At 58.6% G+C, this 25,164-nt stretch carries 21 protein-coding genes; 2 read left to right on the top strand and 19 right to left on the bottom strand.

From position 1 onward, the window contains the following. Positions 1 to 55: 55 nt before the first annotated feature. The 10 genes from EK22_RS13020 to EK22_RS13065 form a co-directional block, all read right to left on the bottom strand. Positions 56 to 439: a hypothetical protein gene (locus EK22_RS13020; RefSeq protein ID WP_036251574.1), complete on the bottom strand. Its 384-nt coding sequence runs from the start codon at positions 437 to 439 to the stop codon at positions 56 to 58. Next, complete coding sequence (ctaD, locus tag EK22_RS13025) at positions 436 to 2,976, bottom strand: cytochrome c oxidase subunit I (protein ID WP_036251577.1); 2,541 nt, start codon at positions 2,974 to 2,976, stop codon at positions 436 to 438. The genes EK22_RS13020 and ctaD overlap by 4 nt, the downstream gene beginning before the upstream one ends. Then, positions 2,976 to 4,040 (bottom strand): sodium:calcium antiporter, encoded by a 1,065-nt coding sequence (locus EK22_RS13030; RefSeq protein ID WP_036251580.1) that lies wholly within the window; start codon positions 4,038 to 4,040, stop codon positions 2,976 to 2,978. The genes ctaD and EK22_RS13030 overlap by 1 nt, the downstream gene beginning before the upstream one ends. Before the next feature lie 5 nt (positions 4,041 to 4,045). Next, positions 4,046 to 5,035 (bottom strand): cytochrome c oxidase subunit II, encoded by a 990-nt coding sequence (gene coxB, locus EK22_RS13035; RefSeq protein WP_036251582.1) that lies wholly within the window; start codon positions 5,033 to 5,035, stop codon positions 4,046 to 4,048. Continuing rightward, positions 5,032 to 6,177 (bottom strand): c-type cytochrome, encoded by a 1,146-nt coding sequence (locus EK22_RS13040; RefSeq protein ID WP_036251584.1) that lies wholly within the window; start codon positions 6,175 to 6,177, stop codon positions 5,032 to 5,034. Before EK22_RS13040 ends, coxB begins: the two co-directional genes overlap by 4 nt. Next, positions 6,174 to 6,437 carry a hypothetical protein gene (locus EK22_RS13045; RefSeq protein WP_036251587.1) on the bottom strand — a complete coding sequence of 88 codons (264 nt, stop codon included), beginning with the start codon at positions 6,435 to 6,437 and terminating at the stop codon, positions 6,174 to 6,176. Before EK22_RS13045 ends, EK22_RS13040 begins: the two co-directional genes overlap by 4 nt. 210 nt (positions 6,438 to 6,647) lie before the next feature. Further along, positions 6,648 to 9,539, bottom strand: coding sequence for an FAD-binding and (Fe-S)-binding domain-containing protein (locus EK22_RS13050; RefSeq protein ID WP_036251589.1), 2,892 nt, complete (start codon positions 9,537 to 9,539; stop codon positions 6,648 to 6,650). A 16-nt stretch (positions 9,540 to 9,555) separates the two neighbouring features. Further along, positions 9,556 to 10,671: an enolase C-terminal domain-like protein gene (locus EK22_RS13055; RefSeq protein ID WP_051961891.1), complete on the bottom strand. Its 1,116-nt coding sequence runs from the start codon at positions 10,669 to 10,671 to the stop codon at positions 9,556 to 9,558. 8 nt (positions 10,672 to 10,679) lie between these two features. Beyond that, positions 10,680 to 12,443, bottom strand: a complete 1,764-nt coding sequence (locus tag EK22_RS13060; RefSeq protein WP_036251591.1) for a thiamine pyrophosphate-requiring protein — start codon at positions 12,441 to 12,443, stop codon at positions 10,680 to 10,682. Further along, positions 12,433 to 12,654 (bottom strand): hypothetical protein, encoded by a 222-nt coding sequence (locus tag EK22_RS13065; protein ID WP_020158309.1) that lies wholly within the window; start codon positions 12,652 to 12,654, stop codon positions 12,433 to 12,435. Before EK22_RS13065 ends, EK22_RS13060 begins: the two co-directional genes overlap by 11 nt. A gap of 308 nt (positions 12,655 to 12,962) precedes the next feature. Between EK22_RS13065 and EK22_RS13070 the strand changes: the two genes are divergently transcribed. Beyond that, positions 12,963 to 13,415, top strand: a complete 453-nt coding sequence (locus EK22_RS13070) for a hypothetical protein (RefSeq protein WP_020158308.1) — start codon at positions 12,963 to 12,965, stop codon at positions 13,413 to 13,415. A gap of 93 nt (positions 13,416 to 13,508) precedes the next feature. Here the strand turns inward: EK22_RS13070 and EK22_RS13075 are convergent, their stop codons facing one another. From EK22_RS13075 to metG, 7 genes are all read right to left on the bottom strand, one after another. Further along, entirely contained in the window at positions 13,509 to 14,288 is a 780-nt protein-coding gene (locus EK22_RS13075; protein WP_036251593.1) for an HvfC family RiPP maturation protein, read from the bottom strand. Next, the gene (locus tag EK22_RS13080) at positions 14,269 to 15,120 is read right to left on the bottom strand and encodes an HvfB family MNIO-type RiPP peptide maturase (protein ID WP_020158306.1); all 852 of its coding nucleotides are present in this window, start codon (positions 15,118 to 15,120) and stop codon (positions 14,269 to 14,271) included. The genes EK22_RS13075 and EK22_RS13080 overlap by 20 nt, the downstream gene beginning before the upstream one ends. Before the next feature lie 287 nt (positions 15,121 to 15,407). After that, complete coding sequence (locus tag EK22_RS13085) at positions 15,408 to 15,881, bottom strand: hypothetical protein (protein ID WP_020158304.1); 474 nt, start codon at positions 15,879 to 15,881, stop codon at positions 15,408 to 15,410. Between the two features lie 157 nt (positions 15,882 to 16,038). After that, the gene (gene nth / locus EK22_RS13090) at positions 16,039 to 16,674 is read right to left on the bottom strand and encodes an endonuclease III (RefSeq protein ID WP_036251595.1); all 636 of its coding nucleotides are present in this window, start codon (positions 16,672 to 16,674) and stop codon (positions 16,039 to 16,041) included. Next, a complete protein-coding gene (gene rsxB, locus EK22_RS13095; protein WP_036251598.1) occupies positions 16,671 to 17,216 on the bottom strand; it encodes an electron transport complex subunit RsxB in 546 nt (181 codons plus the stop codon). The genes nth and rsxB overlap by 4 nt, the downstream gene beginning before the upstream one ends. Before the next feature lie 7 nt (positions 17,217 to 17,223). Then, on the bottom strand, positions 17,224 to 18,897 hold the full coding sequence (hcp, locus tag EK22_RS13100; RefSeq protein ID WP_036251601.1) for a hydroxylamine reductase: 1,674 nt from the start codon (positions 18,895 to 18,897) through the stop codon (positions 17,224 to 17,226). A 21-nt stretch (positions 18,898 to 18,918) separates the two neighbouring features. Further along, entirely contained in the window at positions 18,919 to 20,946 is a 2,028-nt protein-coding gene (gene metG / locus EK22_RS13105) for a methionine--tRNA ligase (protein ID WP_036251603.1), read from the bottom strand. A 185-nt stretch (positions 20,947 to 21,131) separates the two neighbouring features. Here metG and apbC point away from each other — a divergent pair, with 185 nt between their 5' ends. Then, positions 21,132 to 22,223, top strand: coding sequence for an iron-sulfur cluster carrier protein ApbC (gene apbC / locus EK22_RS13110; protein ID WP_036251605.1), 1,092 nt, complete (start codon positions 21,132 to 21,134; stop codon positions 22,221 to 22,223). Positions 22,224 to 22,249: 26 nt separating this feature from the next. Here apbC and EK22_RS13115 read toward each other — a convergent pair whose 3' ends face one another. Together EK22_RS13115 and EK22_RS13120 are read right to left on the bottom strand one after the other, a co-directional pair. Further along, entirely contained in the window at positions 22,250 to 23,737 is a 1,488-nt protein-coding gene (locus EK22_RS13115) for a hypothetical protein (RefSeq protein ID WP_152565100.1), read from the bottom strand. A 401-nt stretch (positions 23,738 to 24,138) separates the two neighbouring features. Beyond that, positions 24,139 to 24,879, bottom strand: a complete 741-nt coding sequence (locus tag EK22_RS13120) for an IS982 family transposase (protein WP_200882601.1) — start codon at positions 24,877 to 24,879, stop codon at positions 24,139 to 24,141. Between the last annotated feature and the right edge of the window lie 285 nt (positions 24,880 to 25,164).

Below are 25,164 nucleotides of genomic sequence, written 5' to 3' on the forward strand. Positions count from 1 at the left end.
GAGGTTGCCGGATTTTAGCGAGGCGGCCATGGCCTCGGCGCCGATAAGCCTCCGGTCATGCGAGCGACGCGCAGGCCGGCAGCAGCAGTGCCGCGCTGCCGGCCCATAACACGCCAAAAAAGGACAACAGCGCCAGCAAGCGCATGATACCTGTCAGAAACGCCTGCGCCCGTTTCGTTACCGCTCCGCGCCTTACCGTATGCCGCGCAATACCGGGCTTGACGATTAACAGCAGTAACGCCGGCAACGCCACGGCGGTTGCCGCGAAAACCGCCAGATACACCCAAAAAGCGGCGCGGCTGCCGGCGAGAGTGGCGCAGACGACATGCTGAGTCCCGTAGACCACGGCAAAATGCAGCGCCCAAATCAGCGGGCCGGCCATGGCGATCAGCAGGGCGCCAAGCGGTTTTCCGGCAAAAGGCGGTTTCGGTGCCGTCATAACGCAATCATTCTCGGGAAGCCATGAATCACCAGCAGACCGATCAGCGCCTGCGCCGCGATGTAGTAAGCCAGCAGGCTGGTGTTTTCCAGCGTGGCGGAACGCACGCGGTCGAGCTTGCCGGTAAAGTGCCGCGCGATCACAAACAGCGCCATAATCAGCATGGCAAAAACCAGCTGCCCGGTTAGAATGCCGGCCATGTATACCAAGGCCCCGTAGCTCGATGCCGCGGGCCTCAGGCCCGCCTGCCAGTGGCACCCGATCTCCAGGCCCACGGCTGCCACGCTCGACAGGGCGCCCGCCAGGATCAGCAGCGGCGTCCACGGATGCCGGCTGCCGGGTTCGGCCAAGGTTCTTTTCGCGATGGCAAAACATGCCGCGCCGGCAATGAACAACAGGGCGCTTATCACCGGCCACCGCAAGCCTGGCAGATGCTGTGCTTCGGACGGCCATAGCTCGGGCGATACCGTCCAGATATACAGATAGGAAAACAGATAGGCGAAATAAAGCGAGCCGGCGACCAGCATCAGGATCACCATGGCCCACCACCCATGCCCGATCGGGCCGGTGACATAGATGGGAAGCTCAAGCCCCGCGCCGATAGATACCGGTCCTTTGCCGGGGCCTTTGTCAAGCTCCCATACCCAGACCAGGAAGCAAACGACGGCCAGCGCGCCGCAAACCAGCGCCGGGGCAACCGCTTTGATGGTCAGCAGCAAAAAAAAGGCGGCGGTGAAGGCGGCGGCCAGGAAATGCCCCCAGCCCGGGCCCGGCATTTGGATGATGTATTGCGGCCGGGCGTCAACGGTCGATGTAATGATGGTCTCGCGCCCGCCGGTCGGGGCATTGGGCAGATAATGCCGCCCCGCCTCGACCTGTTCGGACAGGTCGGGTTGCATCCACAGAGGCTCGCGGCTGGTCACGTGCGGAATGGAGCGCGTGGAATACACATCCGAAGGCAGCCACTCCAGGGTCCCGGCTTGCCAGGGATTGGGCTCGCCGCCTTCCCCGACCCGGAAATTGCGCAGCAGGTCGATGATGAAAACCAACACGCCCGCCCCGATCAGGTAAGCGCCCAGCGTGGAGATCATATTATAGGTCCCCCAGCCCGACGCTTCCGAATACGTCCAGATGCGGCGGGGCATGCCCAGCAGACCGGAAACATGCATGGGCAGGAAAGCGACATTGAAGCCGATAAAGATCAGCCAGAAGGCCCATTTTCCCAGCCGCTCGGACAGCATGCGCGTGCTGAGCATCGGCGCCCAGTAATAGAAGGTCGCGAACAGCGGGAACACCATGCCGCCGATCAGCACATAATGCAGATGCGCGACGATGAAATAGGTATCGTGCGCCTGCCAGTCGAACGGCACCATGGCCACCATGACGCCGGTCAGCCCGCCGACGGTGAAAATAAACAGCATGCCCAGCACGAACAGCGCCGGTGTGGTCGACTGAAACCGGCCCTTGGCCGAAGCGATGGTGGCGATCCAGGAAAAAACCTGAATGCCGGACGGCACGGCTACGGCCATGCTCGCCGCCGAAAAAAAGGCCAGGCTGAGCGCGGGGATGCCGGTGGCGAACATGTGATGCACCCACAAGCCGAAACTGAAAAAACCGGTGGCGATCAGGGCCACGACGATCAGCTTGTAACCGATGATCGGCGTGCGCGCCATGGCCGGCACGATCATCGACACCAGTCCGGCCGCGGGCAGGAAAATAATGTAGACCTCGGGATGGCCGAAAAACCAGAACAGATGCTGCCAAAGCAGAGGATCGCCGCCCCGCGAGGCGGTAAAAAACGGCCAGCCGAAAGACCGTTCGATTTCCAGAAACATAGTTGCCAGAATGACGGCCGGGAACGCCACGACGATCATGCCGGCGAAAACCAGCATGGCCCAGCCGAAAATCGGCAGCTTATCGAGCGACATGCCGGGCGGACGCGTCTTCAGCGTGCCGACGATAATCTCAATGGCGCCCGCGATGGCGGAGATTTCAATAAACCCTATCCCTAACAGCCAGAAATCGGCATTGTCGCCGGGCGAATAGGCCGTCAGGGTCAAAGGCGGATACATGAACCAGCCGCCCTTAGGCGCCAGATCGTAAAAAACCGTAGAGAAAAACACCGAGCCGCCGATGATATAGGCCCAGACGGCGAAAGCGCTCAGACGCGGAAACGGCAGGTCGCGCGCGGCCAGCATTTGCGGCAGCAGCAGCACGCCCAGCGCTTCCATGGCCGGGACCGCAAACAGGAACATCATGGTCGTGCCGTGCACGGTAAAAACCTGGTTGTACAGATCCTGGCTGAGCAGATCGTTCTCGGGCACGGCCAGCTGCGTGCGCATGGCCAGCGCGAGCAGGCCGGCGAGCACGAAAAAAGCAAAAGCGGCGCCCAGATACAGCAGCCCTACGACCGTATTGTTGACGGCCGTAAGCCAGCGCCACCCGGTTGGCGTTTTCCAGATACGCAGCAATTCATCCTTTTCGCCGTCCGGGCGCGGCAGGCTGTTAGGTAACGTCGCTTTGTCCTCGTTCGCCACTATCCCCCCCTCATGGTATAAAGCAGAACCATGCCGCCGGCATACACGGCAAGCACCGCCGCCGAGTCGGTTCCCATGCGCCAGATCGTGCGGTCGGCGCGTTCGATGAGCCCCATCAGAAACAAGCCCGTGGCAGTCAGCCCCAGCAAGGCGCCAACCGCGGAAAAACGGCCGACGCGGGATAACACCGGCTGTCCGGCCGCGAGGGCGTCGACGCCAAACAGCAGCGTCACATTGAAAATGTTGGTGCCCAGGATGTCGGAGATGGCCATCGTATAAAGGCCGCGGCGCACGCTGGCAAACACGGTGCTGGCCTCCGGCAGCGATGTCGCGATAGCCACGAAGGCCACGCCGACAAAGGATGCGCCCAGGCCGGTCTGCCGCGCGATCACATCGCCGACGGTTGCGACGACATAGCCCGCGAACAGGATTGTCAGCGCGCCGATGGCCGCTTTAACGATGAGCCGGGCCAGACTGTCGTTTTTGAGAGGACGCGCTTTGTCATCTTCATCTTGACTGCCCTCTTGGCCGCGCACGTGATTTTTGGCATCGCCGACTACCCAGGGGCGGCGTTTATCGACTTCGCTGATTTTAACAAAACTGTAGATGGAGGCCGCGAACAAGCCCCATGACCAGGCGCCGGCGCCCAGAAACGGTACGTCGCCGACCAGCACGGCGACGGCTACAAAGGCCAGCAGGCAAATGTTCAGCGCCCCCTCCAGCATCACCACCGGATTGGGCACTACCGAGGTCAGCGCCCGCCTGCCGAACAAGATGTCGGCGATGGCCAGTAACGCCACCTGCATGGCGATACTGCCGAGCAAATTATTGACCGCCAGCGCGGCATTGTTGCTGCGCGCGGCGGTAAAGCTGGTGGCGATCTCCGGCAGCGAAGTCACGCCGGCGAGCAGCAACAGGCCGAGCAGCGCCTGGCTGAGGGCATAGCGCTTGGCCATCTCATCGGCGTAGGCGGCGATCTTGGTGCCGGAGATCCAGACCGCGCAGGCGGCCGCCACAAAGATCGACATGTTAATGGTCAGGCTGAGTTCATTAAAATCGACCATGGGGGTTATTCCAAGCTTTTAAGGTAAGCCGACAAAGCCTGAAGCTCGCTTTCGGTAAAGAAGTCGTAGGGTAGCATCAGATTCTCCGGCTTAAGCTGCTGGTGCCGGCTGATCCAGCGGCCAAAACTTTCCGGGGTGTTCGGCAGTATGCCGGCGCCGATCGACAATCTGCCGCCGACGTGTGTCAGGTCCGGTCCCTCTTTGCCGTCGGCCCGGGTGCCGCGTACGGTATGGCAGCCGCCGCAGCCGCTGGTTAAAAACAGCCGTTCGCCCGCGTGTCCGCGCGCCGGTTCCGCATCCGCCTTTTCCCTGGCGAGCCACGCGTCATAGTCGTCGGGGGGCATGGCCACGGCATAAAAAGCCATCAGCGCATGGGCGCCGCCACAGTATTCCGCGCATTGGCCGCGCACGATGCCGGGCTTGTCGGCGGAGAAATGCAGGCGATTGATGCGGCCGGGGATCATATCGACCTTGCCGGCATAGGCCGGCAGCCAGAAACTGTGAATCACGTCTGCCGTCGATAGCTCGATTTCGACAGGGCGTCCCGTGGGAATCCGTATCTCATTGGCGGCTTCCGTCGTATGGCCATCGTCGTGTCGATAAATAACCCGCCACCACCAGCGTTCGCCCACCACCGAGATACGCAGGGCATTTTCCGCCTGTATCAGGTTTTCCCCGACGCGCAATATTGAAAAGCCGTAAATCAGCAGGGCGCTCAAGGTCACGACCGGGAACACGATGCCGCCCAGCACCACGGTTTTGACCTGGGTCAGCTGGCGCCGCCAGTCGGCGGGACCGGCGATGGCGACAAACAGCAACAGACAGATGAAAACCGTTATCAGCGCGGCGGCGATGAACATGATCCAGGTCAGCAGCGTAATGCGCGACGAAACCGGCCCGAGCCCCGCAAATGCCGATTGCTCGCCGGCGCAGCCCGCCAGGGTCAGCAGCGTTAGGGCCACAAACGGCAGCAGGCGAGGGCGGGCCGTTTTCATGGCGCCGAAGCCTCTTCCTGAACGCGATCAGCCTGTGGCGGCCGACCCGCGAAGAACGATGCGGCGGCCTCGACCTGCTGGTCCGTCAGCCGCTTTGCGACAACCGACATCATGGCGCCGTGCGGGGTTTTATGACGGCCGCCTCGCCGCCAGACCTGCAATTGCCGCCGGATATACTGTTCCGACTGGCCGGCCAGGCGCGGATAGTCCGATCGCCCGTTCGCGCCGTGGCATGAGAGGCAGGCCGGAACCTTGCGTGCACGATCGCCCTGTTCCGCGAGCTGGCGGCCCTGCTCGCGCAGCTGCGGAGAGGAAGGCCGTGGACGCTGGCGGGGGGAAGGCGGCAGAGAGGCATAATAGGCGGCCAAACGATCGATTTGCTCGTCATCGAGGTCATCCGCGACAGGCTCCATAAAGCCGCTCTGCCGGGAATCGTCGCGATATTCATGCAGCGCCCTTCTCAGATAAGCCTCATTCTGGCCGCCAATATGTGGCACATAAGGACTGGGCGGCGCCGCTCCGGCCGTATCGTGGCAGCGGCTGCAGGCGGTCAGGTCAAGCCGGGGCCGCCCCTGACTGACGAACGCGCCGGCGGAATAGCCTTGCGTTTCGCTATGGCCGCCTGCATAGCGTCGGTAATCGGTCTCGGACATGGACGGCAGGGCTTCCAGAAAAGCCACGACCGCCCAGACTTCATCATCGCGGCCCGCGCCGCTCCAGGCCGGCATGCCGGTGAATTGAATGCCGTGGCGCGCGATCCAGAACAACTGCTCGCGCGTCCAGTGATGCGCGTGTTTTTGCAGATCGGGAGGCGAAGGCAGCATATGCCCGAAAACCGGGTTGAGCGGTTGGCCCGGCGCCCCGTGACAAGTGGCGCAGGTGCTTTGAAAGTGCGCGGCGCCAAGCGGCACCAGGTCGGCGGAATCCTGTTTCGGCGGCTTGACGGACCGGCTGTTGAATTTAACCGAACGCTCCTTGCCCAGCTGCAGAACCCATTCCATCCAGGCAGGATGGCCGGCGCTGGCCGCTATGTTGTAAATCCCCGAATAAGCGATCATCAGCGCCAGCAGGGTGAGCCCGGCAAAAAGCCCCAGCGTCCAGAGCAGCAGGGCACGCCAGTGCCTGGTTACCCACCCCGTCATGAGCCGCTTTCCAAAACTGGCACAATGGCGGCCGCCGTCGTCATTAGCCCGATAGGGATCATCATGTGGATCGAGGAAGTGCCTGCGATTTCAACAGGGTAAAGCGTCAAAGATGTCGGTAACGATAAGACCGCCAGTTCTGCAAACGTAAATAACTTTATGGGCTTAGCCTGCATTCGAGTCGCCTCCCTCTCAAAATTTTTCCGCCACAAGCGGATGCTGATAATTCCAGGGCCGCCGTTTACCAGTCCCGGAATCATTTATAAACAGCCTGGGCAGAGTTGTCAGGGCAATCGCGTTATTTTTCCTTCTGACAACGGCAATGAGCTAAAGTGCGTCAGATTGACCAGCAACTCGATAACGGTTATAGCCAAAGAGAGGGTTAGCCCGGATATTTCATAAACACCACAGCGTTCACGAACGACCCCAGGGATGGCGGCGTTCGTGTCCTTCATGGTGAAATATTCAGGTTAACCGTTTCGGGTTTCCCCATTTTGCATCGCCATGAGTATGACTTCCGCCATATGCAGCCCTCGCCGCGCGGTCAGCTGTCCGATCTGCTCGCGGCAACTGTAGCCGTCGGCCACGATCAGCGTGTCAGGCGGGGCGTTGCGTACCGCCGGCAATAAAACCAGCTCGCCGATCTGTGCCGACAGTTCGGCTTTGTCTGTTTCGAATCCGAACGAGCCGGCCATGCCGCAGCAGCCCGAGTCGAGATCCTGCCAGTCCAGCCCGAGCCTGTCGAGCAGGGCTTGCTCGTGCTCCAGGCCGGCCAGGGCCTTCTGGTGGCAATGTCCGTGCAACAAGGCTTTCCGCGCCAGCTTCGGAAACGGGAAATCCGGCGCCTCTTTGATCAGGAATTCGCTAAAGAAACAGGTTTGCCGGCTCAACCGTTGCGCCATTTCATCCTCAGGGAAGAGATTGACCAGTTCGTCACGGAAGACCGCGACGCAGGCAGGTTCCAGGCCGACAACAGGCATGCCGCTATCGATGGCCGGGCGCAGATCGGCAAGAATCCGCCGCAACTGGCGCCTGGCCTGATCGAGCATGCCGAAGTCATACAGCGGCCGGCCGCAGCAAATTTGCCGTTCGGGCACGTGCACCTGAAACCCCGCCGCTTCCAGCACCATGACGGCCGCTTTGGCGGTTGCCGGGTGAAAATGATTGTTGAACGTGTCCGGCCAGAGCATGACGGCCGGCTTGCCGGCATTGCCGGGTGCACGATGCTTGAACCAGTGCCGGAAGGTTTCCGGCGCAAAGCGCGGCAGGCGGCGTTGCGAGGACACGCCGGCCACGGTTTTGATGAGCCCGCCGATGCCGGGCGCCTGCGCCAGCCAGTTGACCGGCCCCGGCGCATGGGCCGCCAGCGCTGCCCATCGGTCGATCCAGCCGAACGCGTAAGCCTGGCGCGGACGGCGCTTGTGCTGGTAATAATGGGCCATGAACTCGGATTTGTAGGTCGCCATGTCGACCTTGACCGGGCAATCGCCCTTGCAGCCTTTGCAGGCCAGGCACAGATCGAGCGATTCTTTCATGGCCTCGCTCTGCCAGCGATCGGTAATGACCTCTCCGCGCAGGGTCTCGAACAGCAGCCGGGCCCGGCCGCGCGTGCAGTGTTTTTCCTCGCGCGTCACCCGGTAACTGGGGCACATGGTTTGACCATGGTGCTGGCGGCAGTTGCCGACGCCGACGCAACGCAGAACGACCTGGCTGAACTGGCCCTTGTCCTTCGGATAGCGGAAGTGCGTCAGCGGCTGGACCGGCTGGAAACCGGCCAGGCGCAGGTTTTCAGTCGGCGGATAGGCGTCGACGACCTTGCCCGGGTTCATTTTCCCGTCCGGGTCCCAGATCGATTTGAAGTCACGGAATGCCTGCACCAATTCCTCGCCGAATATTTTCGGCAGAAATTCCGCTCTGGCCTGCCCGTCGCCGTGCTCGCCGGACAGCGAGCCGCCATAGCTGACGACCAGGTCGGCCGCTTCGTGCAAAAAGGCATGAAAGGTCTGGATGCCGGCCTCCGTTTCCAGATCGAAATCGATGCGGGTATGGATGCAGCCCTGGCCGAAATGGCCATACAGGTCGCAGCCGTAGCCATATTGGTCCAGCAGCCGGCGTAAATCGCGCAGATAGGCGCCGACTTTGTCGGGCGGTACGGCGGCGTCCTCCCAGCCCGGCCAGGTGTTTTTCTTATCCGGGACATGGGCGGTCGCGCCCAGCCCCGACTCGCGCACTTTCCAGACTTTTTTCTGGGTCTTGGCATCGCTGAACAATTTCATTGCTGGCGGATTGTCCGACTGCCTTAACGCGTCCATGCAGGCTTTCGCCGCCGCATCGGCCTCGTGTTGATCATGGCCGCCGAATTCGGCGAGCAGCCAACCGCCGCCTTCGGGCAACAGTTCGACTTTTTCGGGATGCAGGCTGATAGCGTCCATATCCATTACCAGGCGGTCGTCCAGGCCTTCAAGGCCGATAGGCTGGTGCGCCAGTACCTCGGGCACGTGGTCGCCGGCGCTGAATACATCGGGATAGCCGAGCGCCAGCAGCGAGCGGACCGGCGGACTGTCAACCAGCCGCACCAGGGCGGCCAGCACCACGGCGCAGGTGCCTTCCGAGCCGACCAGGGCGCGGGCCACATTAAAGCCGTTTTCCGGCAGCAGCTCGTCCAGGTTATAGCCGGAGACGCGGCGCGGGATTTTCGGGTAGCGGCGGCGGATTCGGTCGGCCTCTTTGTCGGTCAGCGCTCTCAGCCGCGTATAGATGTCGGCGCGCCGTCCGCCCTCGGTGACAATAAGGTCGAATTCAACAGCATCGGTGCGGCCGACGGTCAGGCGCGTGCCGTCGTAGAGCAGTATGTCGAGCTCGATGATGTTGTCGACGGTCTTGCCGCCCATCAATGCATGGATGCCGCAGGAGTTATTGCCGATCATGCCGCCCAGCGTGTTGTGCGTGTGCGTGGCCGGATCGGGCGCAAAGGTTAAATGATGCTGTTCGGCGGCCTCGCGCAGGTCATCGAGCACGCAGCCGGGCTCGACCCGTGCGGTTTTGGCGTCGGGGTTGAGTTCAAGGATACGATTGAGGTATTTGGACAGGTCCATGACCACGGCGACATTGCAGCACTGGCCCGCCAGGCTGGTGCCGCCACCGCGCGAGACCACGGGCGCGCCGTGCCGACGGCAGGCCGCGATCGTGGCGACGACATCGTCGATCGATTTCGGTACGACCACGCCGATGGGCACCTGACGGTAATTGGAGGCATCGGTGGCGTATAGGGCGCGGCTGCCGTCATCGAAGCGCACTTCGCCCTCAATGTTCCGGCTTAGCTCGGCGGCGAGGGCGGCGATGTTAAGAGAAGGATTAATCATGACTTTGGCTCATGGATTAAACCACATAGGGCCGTGCATCGGCATGCTTGAACACTAGCCCCGAGCCCGGCCGGGAAAGGTCGGGCGCCAGCTCGCCGTTGACCGGTTCGAGCGCGCCGTCGAACAGCAGCGTCTCGATGCGCGCATGGTCGTAGAAATATTCCAGATGCCGTACCGGCGCGGCCGCGCGGCAGACGTGCGCATGCATGGCCGGCGCGCAGTGGCTGGACAGCGGCACATTGAAGGCCCGGCACAGGGCGGCGGCCTGCAGGAAGCCGGTTATCCCCGCGCAACGCGTCGCGTCGGCTTGCAGCACGTCGACGGCGCCGGCCTCCAGCATGCGCCGGAAGTACACGCTGTCGTAGCCGTATTCGCCGGCGCTGATGTCCATGCCCGGCGGTGCCCGGTCGCGGATCAAGCGCAGGCCTTCAAGATCATCGCTGGAGACAGGCTCCTCGAACCAGGACATCCCCGTTTCGGCAAAGGTCCGCGCCATGGCCAGGGCCTGCTTGCGCGAATAAGCGCCGTTGGCATCGACAAACAACTCATGGGCCGGCCCGATCGCGGCACGCGCGGCCGCGACGCGCGCCGGATCCTGTTCCGGTTCGCGGCCGACTTTCATCTTGACGCGGGTGATGCCCCGGTCCGTCCAGCCGGCCAGCTGTTCCTGCAACTTGGCAGTCGGGCAGGAGGTAAAGCCGCCGCTGCCGTAGACCGGCACCGCCGCGCGCGCCTGTCCAAGCAGGGACACCAGGGGCAGCTCGAGAAGCCGCGCCTTCAAGTCCCACAGCGCGTTATCGACGGCGGCAATGGCCATCGAGCAAATGCCCGGCCGCCCCTGATTGCGGATGACGGCTACCATGGCTTCCCAGCAGCAGGCCACCGCCAGCGCGTCGCAACCGATCACCACCGCCGCCAGCCGGTCGTTAATGAGCCTGGCCGCCGCGGCATCCGCATAGCTGAAGCCGATGCCGGTCTTGCCGCTCGCACGGGCTTCGGCCAGTATCAGCGTCGTTGCCGTCCATTCAAGCGTGCCGTCGGATTCCGGCGCGGCGGTCGGAATCCGAAAGGCTGAGCCTTGCAGACTGGCGATAGGTGCGCCGTTGTAGCCGGCATGGTTGGGTCGGGACATTGTCCAGGCTAAAAGATTTGTTTCATGGAAGCCTTGATAATGTCGACGGAATCCGGATCGCCCTGCAGGATCGCCGAGGCATAGGCTTTGGCCTGCTTGAAGGTGATATGCGGCGGCAAAGGCGGCACGTCGGGGTCGGCATAGGCTTCCAGCACCACCGGGCGGTCGGCGCCGAGCGCCCGGTCCCAGGCATCAGCGATCTGTTCCGGCTGGTCGACGCGGATGCCCATGAGGCCGACCAGTTCGGCGAAGCGCGCATAGGGGAAATCGGGCAGATCCTGCGAGGCATCGAATTTCGGGTCGCCGGCCATGGCGCGCTGTTCCCAGGTAACCTGGTTCAGGTCGCGATTGTTCAGCACCATGACGATCAGGCGCGGGTCGCTCCAGCGCCGCCAATACTTGCCGATCGTGAGCATTTCGTTCATGCCCAGCATCTGCATGGCACCGTCGCCGATCAGCGCGATAACCAGGCGTTCCGGATGGGCGAATTTGGCCGCCATTGCGTAAGGCACGCCGCCGCCCATGGTGGCCAGCCCGCCGGACAGCGAGGCCATCATGCCGCGCCGGATTTTCAGATTGCGCGCGTACCAGTTGGTGACGGAACCGGAGTCGCAGGTGATTATGCAATCATCGGGCAGGCGCGGCGACAGTTCCTGAACGACGCGTTGCGGATTGATCGGGTTGGCCGATTCCATGGCCCGGTCCTCCAGGGTTTCCCACCACTCGGCGACATTCTTTTCGATGCGCTGGCGCCAGCTGCGCTCCTCTTTTTTATGCAGCAGCGGTATCAGCAATCTGAGCGTTTCGGCGCTGTCGCCGACCAGATTCACTTCCATCGGGTAGCGGATGCTGAGCATGCGGCCGTTGATGTCGATCTGCACGCCGCGTGCCTGGCCTTCCTCGGGCAGGAATTCGGAATAGGGAAAACTCGAGCCGACCATCAGCAGCGTGTCGCAGTCGGTCATCATCTCGTAGCTGGGCCGGGTGCCCAGCAAGCCGATGGAGCCGGTTACATAGGAGATGTCGTCGGGCACGGCGGCTTTGCCCAGTAGCGCCTTGGCAATGCCGGCCCCGAGCAGGTCGGCCACTTCGAGAATTTCATCCGTGGCATGCAGCGCCCCGGCGCCGACCAGCATCGCAACTTTGTCTCCGGCATTGAGGATATCGGCGGCGCGCTGCAATTCTTCGGCGTGAGGCACGGTGCGAGGGGCTTCGTAGCCGATCCCGGAATGGATGGTGCCATGCTTGCGGGGCGGCTTTTCGGCCTCCATTTCCTGCACATCGTTAGGGATGATGATGCAGCACACATTATGCTCGGACTGGGCAATACGCATGGCCCGGTCGACAATATGACGCATTTGCGCAGGCGTTGAAACCATATGCACGTATTCATGCGCGACGTCCTTGAACAGCGAGATCAGGTCGACCTCCTGCTGGTAATTGCCGCCCAGGGCGGCGCGCTTTTGCTGGCCCACGATCGCGACCACGGGCTGATGGTCGAGCTTGGCGTCGTACAGGCCGTTCAACAGATGAATCGCACCGGGCCCCGAAGTGGCGACGCAGACACCGACTTCGCCGGTGAATTTGGCATGCGCGCAGGCCATGAAAGCGGCCGTCTCCTCGTGCCGCACCTGGACAAAATCAATCATGTCGGAGGCCCGGTTCAGAGCGCCGAACACGCCGTTGATGCCATCGCCCGGATAGCCGAAAATGCGTTTGACGCCCCATTCGGACAGGCGGTGCAGGAGAAAATCGCTGACATTATCTTTCATGATGATGTGCCCCCGTCTTGCCTTTGCATTCGGCATGTCCGCACGCGCACATGTCCGAGCCCACTAAGTTCTCGCAAAGATCGCTGCAGTATTTCTCGCCCGGCCGCGCCGGGCAGTTGCAGCCGGGATGAGCGCATTTGGGCGCGGTGCTTTTATTCGACTGACTTTTGTTGGTCGTGGTCATGGCCTTCTCCAGATCGCTTTTATTCACACCTAATCTTACATAGTGACGATCCCCGGTTATGTTCGCTAGCGAGCTTAAAGGCATATTTTTTCAAATAATCGCGCCGGTTGTATCGAGGCGGAGGCTAAATGGCTTGCTATGATGTGAACCGATGGGTCCCGCTTCCTTCGGAGAAAGGGCCTGGCGGTTTACCCGGATATTGGCGCTTCGCATTAACCGATGATCAGTAGAACGAAGCGGCATAAAATGATAAAGTTCTGCGTTTATCGCGGACGGCCTGCCAAGGTTTTTTCCTGTATAGCCGATTAAGACTCTAACTATTACGACCTGAATTTATGAAAACGATTACATTGACAAAGAATTTCTTTTTTGCGGCCTGTATCGGCACAATTCTGACACTGTCCGTGACAGGCTGCTCGGATGACAAGGAAGAGCAAAAGCAACAAAAGCCGGCCAGCACCGCCGCCGTGCATGATCCTTTCGATCATTCGCATGATGTGCCAGTGACCGATATTCAAAAACATACGTTCGAGCACCAGTTCGCCGATCAATGCGTGGCCAGGGAACTGCAAAATTCCGTCAATAAAGAGTACGACAAAAAACGGCTCTCCGAGGACTGCATGTGTATCGCGACTTTCCTGATGAAGGATCTGACGGCCGCGGAAGCCAAGAAATTCATCACCGAGCATAAAAACACGCGGTCTTTAGTGATCAAGTATGAAAACGCGGCTTATCACTGCCTGCAGCAGAAAGCCCAGCCCAAGGGACCTAAGTTGTTTGGCAGGTAGCAATAAGGCGTTGAGATTGAGAAGGGCGGATGTATTGATCTCTTGAGGGTATATCCGCCCATGGGCGACTTGAGTCGCCCCCTTAACGGTATTTCAGGCGATTACCGTAATAATCGCTTTTTCGGCCCATTCGTTTAATATCGCCAGGCCCGCTTCGATGATCCGGGACGGGTCGGGGTGCTGGGCCTCTGCCGCCACCTGGCTTAAGTAATCCTCCGCCTTCAGTCCTTCGTTTTCCTGGATCAGTTGCAGCAGTCTGTAGGTGATCGCCGTGATCTGGGAAAAATGCACCTGGTCATCGATATCGCGGTAAACGATCAGGAAGGTCGGCTGTTCCGGTGCCTCGAGCGGCAGATAATCGGGCGATATGCGCTGGACCGGGTATTGATAAGCCAGCGGCCAGGCCAGCGGTGACAGAATGATGCGTTTGTCCGGCAGGTTTTCGATGTCGGCGCGACTGTTTACCGCTACCTCGACTTTGGCGGTCGACAGCGCCATTTCCACCCATTCGTAATGCGCCAGTTCGAGCAGAAACGGCAAATCGTCGGGATTGTCGCGTTCGTTCTGCAGGTAATCGAGGAACTCTTCCGGGATTTCGGAAAAATAGGGCGACTGGCAGCGGTGGCTGGCAAAAAAATCCTGGGCCAGCCTGAACCATTGCCGGTCATCGAGAATCCTGCGCAGGACCGGAAAACTGCTGGACAGGAAGCTTTCGACATTGTTGAAGAACAGTTCGCGGTACATGGCCATGCGCTGGGCCTTGACATCGGCCGGCGCCGGATTGTTTTCAGGGTTCCGGATATAGGCCGCAAATTCACGCTGTTTGGCTTTGAAGTCGACGCGCTTGGCGGTTTCAGGCGGTCTGTTTTTCATGCTGGCTTTTCCAGGCGTTCTGTATCGTCCGGATGGTGCGGACTTCCTGCACCAGCTCCGCCAAAGAGGGAATGTTGAAGTCCCGCTCCAGCAGGGTCGGGAATACGCCGTAAAGCTCATAGGCCTTACCTAGCAGTTTCCAGACCGGATCGATAATGTCGGCGCCATGCGTGTCGACCAGGAAATCCTCGGCTTCCACATAATGCCCGGCAATATGCGCGTAAGCGATGCGCTCGGCCGGGATGGCTTTCAGGAAGGCCTCGGCATCGTAGCCGTGGTTGACGCTGTTCACGTAAATATTGTTGATGTCGATCAGCACGTCGCAGTCCGCTTCCTCGACGACGGCGTTGAAGAAGTCTATTTCGGCCATTTCCTGGCCCGGGGCGGCGTAATACGAGACGTTTTCGATAGCGATTCTGTGTTCGAGTATGTCCTGAACGCGCCTGATGCGGGCGGCCACGTGCGAGACGGCCTCCTGCGTGAACGGCATGGGCATCAGGTCATACAGATGACCTTCCTTGCTGCAATAGCTCAAGTGCTCACTGTAGAATTTGATTTGGTGTTCGGCCATGAAGTCTTTGACTTGCCGCACGAACTTTTCGTCGAGCGGATCGGTGCTGCCTATCGATAGGGACAGACCGTGGCAGACAAAGTCAAAGCGTTCGGTCATGGCCCGAAATTGCTTGCCCAGTTTGCCGCCTATCGTGATCCAGTTTTCCGGCGCGACTTCATAGAAGTCGACTTCTTTGGGCGGGTTTTCGACGATTTCACTGAGAAACGACCGACGCAGGCCCAGGCCGGCGCCGTGCACGAGATTTAGAGTTGTGTCCATAAGAACACCTGTGTATGGGGTTAAAGCGGGAGGGCATGATGTTCATGCCCTCTTTTGGTGGCTATAAGGAACGTGAATTTTATAACTCCCGCAACTGACTTGTCTTTCTGTCCCTCTTCGGCGTTGCGCAAACAGTTTCATAGCTTGCTATGCGCCTGTTTGCGCGCCTCGGCAACTGCTCCATGCGTTGCTCTACCTCCTGCATCCATGCAGTCGTTGAATATGAACAGAAATCCTGCCTCAATTGCGGGTCTTATTTCATTCCCGTTCCTAAACCTGCTTGAGGCTTATTCGCCGGCTGCGGCTTTAGGGCTGACTTTTTCCTGGCCCGCGCCTTTCTCGCCTTTTTGCATGGCGCCGCAAGCGCCTTCTTTACCTTTCATCATGGCGCCGCACATGTTTTCCATGCCTTTTTTCATTTTGCCGCCTTCCATCATGGCGCCGCACATGCCTTCGCCGCATTTGCCTTCTGTCGCCTTACCCGCCGCTTTAGGGGCAGGCTTGTTGCCAGCACAAGCACCTTCCACGGTTTTAGGCGCGGATTGCATGGCGCCGCCGCATTTGCCTTCGCCGCATGAGCCTTCTTTCATGCCGGGCATGGCTTCGCCGGATTTGCTGGCTTCAGCCACTTGCATATAACCGTTGTTCATGTCGGTCATGGCGAAGGGGTTGGCTTCGGCGTTGGCTGCGGTCGCGGCAAAGGTAGACAGAAACGCGGTTCCCATGGCCGCTGCGAAAGGTGTTTTGTTGGTTTTTTTCATATTGACTCCCGGGTATATAAACAATGATACATAAGCTGCATCGGGTGCGGCGTATGGTATCAAGCACAACTGAACAGCGGATGAATATCCGCTTGTTCAAATACTGAATTACACAGACTATACAGCCTTAGCCAAGTTCCTGCCACTGAGTTTTTCGCTAATCGACTGTTTTGTCCGGGTATTCGCACAAATCTTCAATGACGCAGCTCTGGCAGCGCGGCTTTCTGGCAATGCAGGTGTAACGGCCGTGCAATATCAATAAATGATGGGCATCTCTTTTATGCTGTTTGGGCACCCATTTCTCCAGCTTCCGCTCTACTTCCAGCACGTTTTTGCCGGGTGCGATGCCGGTACGGTTGGCGACGCGGAAGATGTGCGTGTCGACCGCAATCGTATGCTGGCCGAACGCGGTGTTCAACATGACATTGGCCGTTTTTCTGCCGACGCCGGCCAACGCTTCCAGTTCTTCCCGCGTCCGCGGCACCTGGCCCGCATGCCGGTCGAGCAGTTGCTGGCAGAGCGTCATGATATTGGCCGCCTTGCTGTTATACAAGCCGATCGTCCTGATATAGTCCTTCAGACCTTCCAGTCCCAGTGCCAGAATGGTTTCGGGCGTATTGGCGACAGGAAACAGTTTGGCCGTGGCTTTATTGACGCCTTTATCGGTGGCCTGGGCTGACAGCACGACCGCGATCAGCAGCTCAAACGGTGTCTCATACCGGAGCTCGGTCTTGGGCTCGGGGATGGCTTCGGCCAGGCGGTCAAAGATGATTCGGCGTTTCTCGGTGTTCATCGCTTGAACGATTTCAGTTTCAGCAAGGCTTCTTTTTTCTTGCGCGCGCGCTCGGCTTTTTCCGCTTCTGCCCGTGCCTGGCGCAGACAGCGCGCCTCGTAGCGGCGCATGGCTTTTTGCGCTTGTTCGGCCTTTTGCGCCGGCTGGGGAGCTGGTTTCATGACGATGCAGTCGACCGGACAGGGCGAGATGCACAGCTCGCAGCCCGTGCATTCCGAGGCGATGACCGTATGCATGCATTTGGACGCGCCCAAGATCGCATCGACAGGACAGGCGGCGATGCATTTCGTGCAGCCGATGCAGTCGTCTTCGATAATGAATGCGACCTGTTTGGGCTTGTGCCGGCCGAATCGCGTATTGAGCGGTTTGGACGGTACGCCCAGCAAACGTGCGATTTCAATAATGCCTTCATCACCGCCGGGCGGACACTGGTTGATGTCCGCCGTGCCGGCAGCGATGGCCTCGGCGTAGGGTTTGCAGCCTTTGAAGCCGCATTGGCCGCATTGGGTTTGCGGCAGTAAAGCGTTAATTCGATCGATCACGTCCAGGTCAATGTCCTTCCATTATCGCCGCGACATCGTTTTCAACCGTGTCTATGCCTTTCAAGGCAAATTGTTCGGTCAGCCTGTCCTTGACGGTGTCCGTGAAGAAAGGCGGCAGGGTCGGGCCCAGGCGCACGTGTTTAATGTTCAGCGCCAACAGCGCCAGGAGCATGAGAATGGTTTTCTGTTCATACCAGGCGATGCTGAAAGATACTGGCAGTGCGTTAAGGTCGTCAAGGCCCAGAGTCTGCTGCAGATCTTTCAGGAACACGAGTAACGAGTAAAAATCATTGCTCTGGCCGGCGTCCAGCAGGCGCGGAATGCCGTTGATGTCGCCGAGAGGCAGTGTATTGAAACGGTATTTGGTATCGCCCGCGGTCAGGATCAGCGTATCCTGAGGCAGCGCTTCGGCGAACTGCGTGTAGTATCGGCGCTCCTTGTGACGGCCGTCGGTGCCAGCCAGCACGATCAGGCGCCGGATGGCGCCGTTCTGAATGCCCGCGGCGATCTGGTTCAGATAGTTGTGCAGCGATTGATGGGCATAGCCGAGGGTCGTCGTATTGTCGCTGAGCTGGCTGGGCGGCTCGCATTGCCTGGCTTGCTCGATCAGCGGGGTGAAATCCTTGCGCCGGCCGGGGCGGCGGTCGGCGATATGGGGTATGTCGGGCCAACCTACCATGCCGGTCGTGTAAATCTTGTCTTTGTAGTTGCCTTTTTGCTGCTGAATACTGTTGGTGGTGATCAGAATCGGGCCGTTGAATTTTTGGAAATCGGTGCGCTGCTCCTGCCAGGCATCGCCGAAATTGCCGGCCAGATTGAAGTATTTTTTCAAGGCCGGATAGGCGTGCGCGGCAATGGCTTCGCCGTGCGTGTAAACGTCAATGCCGGTGCCGGCGGTCTGCTCCAGCAGGTCTTCGATGTCGCGCAGGTCATGGCCTGAAACCAGTATGCCCGGCTTGTCCCAGCTGTCGAAATAGACTTTGGTCGGAACCGGGGCGCCGAAGCGCGCGGTATTGGCCTTGTCGAGCTGGGCGAAAGCGGCTAAGCCGTGCTCGCCGCATTTCAAGGTCATGGCCATGAGTTCATCGAGCGGGCTGTCGGTTTTCATGCTGAAAGCCAGCGCCTCGTGCAGGAAGGCATACAATTCGGCATCGGAAAAATCCAACGCTTCGGCATGTTCGATCAGCGACGCCAGGCCTTTCAGGCCGTACACCAGTAATTCGCGCAGGGCATGGCAGTCGTCGTCCAGCGCCGGAATCTGCATGACGCCGGCCGTTTCGCCTTGTGCCACAAAGGCCGCTTCCGAGACATCGGTGTATTGCCAGGCGGCTTCATCGGGCACCGGTTCGCTGAAGGCAACGCCGTTCTGTGCTTCGAACGCGGCGGTAAACCGGTGGCACAGATGATTTTTACGTTGCACGGCTTCCTGTATCAGGGAAACGAACACGGTCGGGTCGAAATTGACATTGGTCACCGTGGAATACAATGCCCGAGCGGTAAACCGGTCGGTTCTGGCATCGCTTATGCCCAGTTGTCTGGCTTTATGCGCGTAAAAAGACAAACCTTTCAGAACATACACTAATAAATCCTGAAGACTGGCGACATCTTCTTTTTTGCCGCAGATACCGGCGGAATCACAGGCGATGTTTTTTTTGGCTTCCTGACAGTGGTAACAAAACATTTCTAACTCTCTACTACTAAATTACTTAACGCGCATACCCGGCTGCGCGCCATTATCAGGGTGCAGCACCCATAAATCCTTGCCGCCGGGGCCCGCCGCCAGCACCATGCCTTCCGAAACGCCGAAACGCATTTTGCGCGGAGCCAGATTGGCGACCACGACCGTCAATTTGCCTTCCAGATCTTCCGGTGCGTAAGCCGATTTGATGCCGGCGAAAATGTTGCGGGTTTCATCGCCGATATCAACGGTCAGTTGCAATAACTTGTCGGCGCCTTCGACGGGGGCGGCTTTGACTATGCGTGCAATGCGCAGGTCCAGTTTGGCGAAATCGTCGAATTCGATGGTATCGGCGATCGGGTCGCAGGTGCGGGCCTTGGCTTTGGGCGGTTCGGTCGTTTTTTCCAGATTCTCCCTGGAGGCCTCTATGATGGCGGCGATTTTATCAGGCTCGACACGCGTCATCAGCGGTTTGAAATCGTTGATGACATGGTCTGTCAACGGTTGTGCGCCGGCTGCCGGCCAGGCTTGCGAGGCAATGTTCAGGAACTGCTCGGCTTCGGACGCCAGTGCCGGGATGACCGGTTTCAGATAGGCCGCCAGCATGCGGAACAGGTTGATGCCCATCGAGCAGACCTCGTGCAGTTCGGCATCCTTGCCTTCTTCCTTGGCGATCAGCCAGGGTTTTTTCTCGTCGATGTACTGGTTGGCTTTGTCGGCCAGCGCCATGATCTCGCGCATGGCTTTGGCGAATTCGCGCGTCTCATAGAATTCGGCGATTTGCTTATGGGCGTTGACGAATTCGGCGAACAGAGCCGGCTCCGAACAGCGCGACGACAGTCTGTTGTCGAAGCGCTTTTTGATGAAGCCGCTGCAGCGGCTGGCGATATTGACAACCTTGCCGACCAGATCGGAATTCACGCGCTGGCTGAAATCGTCGAAATTCAGGTCGAGATCATCGACGCCGGCGCTCAGTTTGGCGGCGAAATAATAGCGCAGGTATTCGGGGTTCAGATGCTCCAGATAGGTCCGGGCCTTGATGAACGTGCCGCGCGACTTGGACATTTTCTCGCCGTTCACGGTTAAAAAGCCATGCGCGAAAATGGCGCTGGGCGTCCTGAAACCGGCGCCGCTGAGCATGGCCGGCCAGAACAGGGCGTGGAAGTAAATGATGTCCTTGCCGATGAAATGGTACAGCTCGGCATTGCTGTCCTTGCCCCAGAACGCGTCGAAGTCCAGGTCCTGCTTGTCGCACAGGCTCTTGAAGCTGGCCATATAGCCGATAGGCGCGTCGAGCCAGACGTAAAAATACTTGCCCGGGGCATCGGGAATCTCGAAGCCGAAATACGGCGCGTCGCGGGAAATGTCCCATTGCTGCAGGCCGGCTTCCAGCCATTCGTCGAGCTTGTTGGCGACTTCCGGCTGCAGGTGGCCGGATTTGGTCCAGTGCCGGAGCAGGCCGGCGAAATCGGCCAGGTTGAAGAAGTAATGGACGGATTCCTTTTCCACCGGTTTCGCACCCGATACGGCGGAAACGGCGTTTTTCAATTCAGTCGGTGAATAGGTGGCGCCGCAGGCTTCGCAACTGTCCCCGTATTGATCGGCCGCGCCGCACTTGGGGCACTCGCCTTTGATGAACCGGTCGGGCAGGAACATGTTCTTGACCGGGTCGTACGCCTGCGTGATCGTGCGCGAGCTGATGTGGCCGGCATCGCGCAGGCGTTCGTAGATCAGCGATGAAAAAATCTTGTTCTCGTCGGAATGGGTGCTGTGATAATGGTCGAATGCGATGCCGAATTCGGTAAAGTCGGCCAGGTGTTCCTTGCCGACCTGGGCGATCAGCGCTTCCGGCGTGATGCCTTCGCGATCGGCTTTGAGCATGATCGGCGTGCCGTGCGTGTCGTCCGCGCAAACGTAGTAGCACTGGTTGCCGCGTTGTTTCTGAAAACGGACCCAGATATCCGTTTGAATGTATTCAACCAGATGTCCGAGATGAATAGGGCCGTTGGCGTAAGGTAAAGCGCTGGTGACGAGAATTTTTCTATCCGACATAATTAATTAAATAGCAAGCAGTACGAAGACAAAACGAACCGTGTATTATGGCACAAAATAAGCGCACTACCGAGTAGCGGGCGCTAAAATGTGCATTATAAAAGAAAAGCTGTAAAATGCCTTCTATTCCATAGTAAATCACTTGGTTATTACTCATCCTTCTCTTCCCAACATGGAGCATAGTCATGGCAAGCATCGAAAAGGCCGCGATAGAAAAACTGCTGAGTACGTTTATCGATCCCAACAATGGCACCGATCTGGTTTCCGCAAAATCGGTTAAAGCAATTGCCGTCGATGGCGCAAACGTCAGCGTTAAACTGGAACTGGGTTATCCGGCCAAAAGTTACCTGGCCGAGCTTAAGGCGGCCGTCGAACAGCACCTGAAAGCACTGGCCGGCATAGGCGATGTGACGGTCGAAGTTTCGGTGAACATTGTCTCGCATGCCGTGCAGCAGGCCTTGAAGCCGTTGCCCAACGTCAAAAACATTATTGCCGTGGCCTCGGGCAAGGGCGGCGTCGGCAAATCCACGACTGCGGTCAATCTGGCGCTGGCGCTGGCGGCTGAAGGCGCGCAGGTCGGCATTCTCGATGCCGACATTTACGGCCCCAGCATTCCGACCATGCTGGGGCTTTCCGGCTATCCGGCCAGCGAGGACGGCAAAACCATGATGCCGAAAGTCTCTTACGGCGTGCAGACCAATTCTATCGGTTACCTGATCGACGCCGATCAGCCGATGATCTGGCGCGGGCCGATGGTAACCAATGCCTTGCAGCAGTTGCTGAAAGATACCAACTGGACCGATGTCGATTATCTGATTATCGATTTGCCGCCCGGCACCGGCGATATTCAGCTGACTTTGGCGCAGCAGATTCCGGTCAGCGGCGCGATCATCGTCACGACGCCGCAGGACATCGCCCTGATCGACGCTCAGCGCGGTCTCGGCATGTTCGAAAAGGTCAATGTGCCGGTGCTGGGCATCGTGGAAAACATGAGCATCCATATCTGCAGCAACTGCGGTCATGAAGAAGCCATTTTCGGCGAGGGCGGAGGCAAGGCCATGGCCGAGAAGAACAAGGTCGAGTTTCTGGGCTCGCTGCCGCTGGATATTGCCATCCGCAAATTCGCCGACTGCGGCCGGCCGACGGTCGTGGCCGACCCCGACGGGCGCCCGGCGCAGATTTACAGGGAAATCGCCCGCAAGACCGCGGCTAGGCTGGCGCTGAAAGCCAAGGATTTCAGCAGCAAATTCCCTAATATCGTTGTGCAGAATACTTGACCGGATAAGTTAAGCGCATTAAAGGCTTATTCGCGCGCCAGCAGCTTTTCCAGTAAAAGCGGATCATCAAAATGGCGTCTGCCGATAAAGGCAATCGCATGGGTGCCCCATTGCCGCATCGCGCCGGGACTGGCGATACCGAAAGGCCAGAACAGAAAGCGTTCGGCGCGCCGGCTGGCATTGATAATCCCGTCCGCACCGAAAAGACTGCGCCATGCGTCGTCTTGCAGGGGCATCGAGCGCAACTGCTCAGATTCCTGCCAGGCATAGCGCCGCGCGGTGTGATCAGGGCTATCGGGAACAACGGCTAATTGCTGCAAATAATGAGTGCGGGTTGCCAAACGGAGCAGTAGACGTTTATCGGAGGGTATTTCAGGCATCGACATCGGACTGAGTACCGGCTCCTCGCCGTCTTTTGGCGCTATCGCGCGGTAGCCCGGACCGGGAAACAATAGATAATAGCAGCCGCAGCCGTGCATGCTGTCAAAGGCGATCGGCGACCCTTCGGGGCTCAGCGTGACGCGCCAAATAATGCTATCCAGCGGGCCGCCGTATAAATCGAATAGACCGGTTTTTTCCCGCGCCGGCAGCCAGATTTGGTAGACCAATTGCAGCAGTGTTTTGCCGTGCCAGCGGGTGAACGCATGCCGGGTGTAAACGGCGGGTTTTGCGGTATCGATTCGCGGCTGTCCTTCGGCATCGAGCATAACCGCGCCGATTTTATCGTTATCGTTGCGCGTATCGATTTCCCAGAGGGGGGCAAAACGTTCAAATAATCTCTGCAATTGCGCCGGGGGCAATGAGGGAATAGCCAGGGGATTGTCGTAAGCCGGACGCAGTATTGCGGCTATGTCCGCCGCAGCCAAAGACGTTGTTTGCGGGGCAGCGTACTGTATCAGGCGGCCTTGCACCGGCTGTTGCGCCAGCGGTTGTTGAAAGCTTTCGTTCAGCTTCCGATGCAGGCGTTCAATGCCCACCGCCGCAGCATATTGGGTCAGCGCATAGGCACCAGCGGCTCTTTTCCAGGTTTGATAGGCATCGGGTACTTTTGCCCGTTGCAACAACATGCGCTGGTGTCCGGGGTCTTTCAGGTTCAGGTTGGCTAAGCGCTTGCCGCAACGCCGCACACCTTGCCCGAAGCTTTCTCCTTGCGGCAGTTCGGACATCAGCGCGCTCTTGTGCACGGCGGGCAAGTTGGCAAACTCAGGTTGCCTTGCCTTTTCATCAAGCCGCCGCAAATTTTCCAGCCATTGCGCAAAGGCATTTTGATCCGTCATCGCCCGGTTGCTCAATGAGGCGAGAAAGCGGTCGATCCGAAGATGCGGGAAACCGGCTATGCGCACCGTCCCCGCATCTTCGAGATTATGTTCGGCAAGCTTGGCGTCGATGTTTTCGAGCCAGCGCAGACACGCCGCATCCTCGGTTTCCAGGGAACTCTCCGGATACAGCGTTTGCGTCGCGCAGCCTTGAGCGATCAGGGCCAGGCACACTAAAAACGAGGTTAAACGCCGCATCTTATTCACTTCGGAGTTCAGAAATAACAAATAAGGCTTTGATATACTTCACGCGGTCAAGTTTTCGGTTTTTTTTAAAATAACGTGGAGTTCATGGTCATTAAGCTTTGCATCTCATTTTTGAAACGGGTGCCGAGTCCACCGGCGCATGCCTTGGGCGAGATTTCCTTCCGGGGTTTCCACCGCCGCATGTAATGGTTGCTCATCAGGCAGTAAGCATGACAACGCCAGTTGAAGCACTTGCATACTTGGTCGACAGCTCCAGCCACGCCTTCCGATCGGCCTCTGAAAAATAAATATCCTCGCGTCTGTACCACGGGAAGTAACGTGGTACAGGCCGCCGGAAAGTTATATGCGCAGGGGGCTTGCCATGAGCCAGTCTTAATTAACCTGAGTTCGGTTTAAGCATTCTGTAAAAGAGGTAGTAAATCAGCCTCACGTAATTGGAGAGCCGGCTTTTTATCCTGATAGGAATAAGCGACCAAACTCGCGATAATATTGGACATATAATTGGTCAACGAGCGATGCCGCGAGTGCTCAAGATCGCCAATATTCTTGAGTTGGTCATTGATCGTTTCGATGAGGCTTCGTTTACGCAGCAGCAATTTATCAAAAGCATCAATGGCTTGAGCTTTCATGTTATTTTTCAAGGTGGTAATCAAGGTAATATCCTGGGCGGCTAACAGTTGAGCTAATGGCTTCGAAATATAGCCCCGGTCACCGAACAACTTGCCAGTCAATGACTTCACCAGATTGGGCACCGGTTTTCTATCATCGACATTGCCAGCGGTGATACAAAATGACAGGATTTCGCCTTGGTCGTTAACGATGAGGTGTAGTTTAAAGCCATAAAACCAACCGGTAGATGATTTTCCTCGTCCCGCTTCATTGGCAAAGGTTTTGTGTCGCGGAATGCGAATATTTTTGCAAACACATAGCGGTGTTGAATCAATAAAAGCGATGCCTGCCGAGACGCCGCGACGACTGTTCATAAAGGCAGTGAGAGCCCCCAATACTTCTGGTATGACTTCAATAAATCGCTTATAGATCAACAGCTTGGGGAATTCAGATTGCCAATAGCGTTGCACATGCTTTTGGTAAAACCATTTGAAGGTTCGAAAGCCTGACTGATGGTAATACACTAACCCGGATATTTCATCAGCCCCATGAAGCCGCCCCTCAGAGGCACTCGACGACCAGAAACGACTGATATTTTTTGGAGGAGAAGTTCAACGGGCTGTTTTCAGGGTTGATTGCCGATTTTCAGGCACAGCTCCCCCTTACCCCGTTGTTTATAGCGTGCCGGGCACAGCACTTACCGAGTGCTAATCAGGGCACAGGCGTTGGCAGACAGATCGAAACAAGGATTGGAAGGGATAATGACTGCTCAGCAGCAGCCGAATACGGCGGGTATTGCGGATGACCAC

The sequence above is a fragment of the Methylobacter sp. BBA5.1 genome, assembly GCF_000746145.1.
Lineage (GTDB): Bacteria > Pseudomonadota > Gammaproteobacteria > Methylococcales > Methylomonadaceae > Methylobacter > Methylobacter marinus.

Excerpts from the sequence above, each read along its gene's own strand:
- EK22_RS13055 (WP_051961891.1), bottom strand. The coding sequence starts at position 10,671 with ATGTCCCGACCCAACCATGCCGGCTACAACGGCGCACCTATCGCCAGT.
- EK22_RS13080 (WP_020158306.1), bottom strand. The coding sequence starts at position 15,120 with ATGGACACAACTCTAAATCTCGTGCACGGCGCCGGCCTGGGCCTGCGT.
- EK22_RS13020 (WP_036251574.1), bottom strand. The coding sequence starts at position 439 with ATGACGGCACCGAAACCGCCTTTTGCCGGAAAACCGCTTGGCGCCCTG.
- nth (WP_036251595.1), bottom strand. The coding sequence starts at position 16,674 with ATGAACACCGAGAAACGCCGAATCATCTTTGACCGCCTGGCCGAAGCC.
- apbC (WP_036251605.1), top strand. The coding sequence starts at position 21,132 with ATGGCAAGCATCGAAAAGGCCGCGATAGAAAAACTGCTGAGTACGTTT.
- EK22_RS13070 (WP_020158308.1), top strand. The coding sequence starts at position 12,963 with ATGAAAACGATTACATTGACAAAGAATTTCTTTTTTGCGGCCTGTATC.
- metG (WP_036251603.1), bottom strand. The coding sequence starts at position 20,946 with ATGTCGGATAGAAAAATTCTCGTCACCAGCGCTTTACCTTACGCCAAC.
- EK22_RS13085 (WP_020158304.1), bottom strand. The coding sequence starts at position 15,881 with ATGAAAAAAACCAACAAAACACCTTTCGCAGCGGCCATGGGAACCGCG.
- hcp (WP_036251601.1), bottom strand. The coding sequence starts at position 18,897 with ATGTTTTGTTACCACTGTCAGGAAGCCAAAAAAAACATCGCCTGTGAT.
- coxB (WP_036251582.1), bottom strand. The coding sequence starts at position 5,035 with ATGAAAACGGCCCGCCCTCGCCTGCTGCCGTTTGTGGCCCTAACGCTG.
- EK22_RS13060 (WP_036251591.1), bottom strand. The coding sequence starts at position 12,443 with ATGAAAGATAATGTCAGCGATTTTCTCCTGCACCGCCTGTCCGAATGG.
- EK22_RS13040 (WP_036251584.1), bottom strand. The coding sequence starts at position 6,177 with ATGACGGGGTGGGTAACCAGGCACTGGCGTGCCCTGCTGCTCTGGACG.
- EK22_RS13050 (WP_036251589.1), bottom strand. The coding sequence starts at position 9,539 with ATGATTAATCCTTCTCTTAACATCGCCGCCCTCGCCGCCGAGCTAAGC.
- EK22_RS13030 (WP_036251580.1), bottom strand. The coding sequence starts at position 4,040 with ATGGTCGATTTTAATGAACTCAGCCTGACCATTAACATGTCGATCTTT.
- EK22_RS13115 (WP_152565100.1), bottom strand. The coding sequence starts at position 23,737 with ATGCGGCGTTTAACCTCGTTTTTAGTGTGCCTGGCCCTGATCGCTCAA.
- EK22_RS13045 (WP_036251587.1), bottom strand. The coding sequence starts at position 6,437 with ATGATTCCGGGACTGGTAAACGGCGGCCCTGGAATTATCAGCATCCGC.
- EK22_RS13075 (WP_036251593.1), bottom strand. The coding sequence starts at position 14,288 with ATGAAAAACAGACCGCCTGAAACCGCCAAGCGCGTCGACTTCAAAGCC.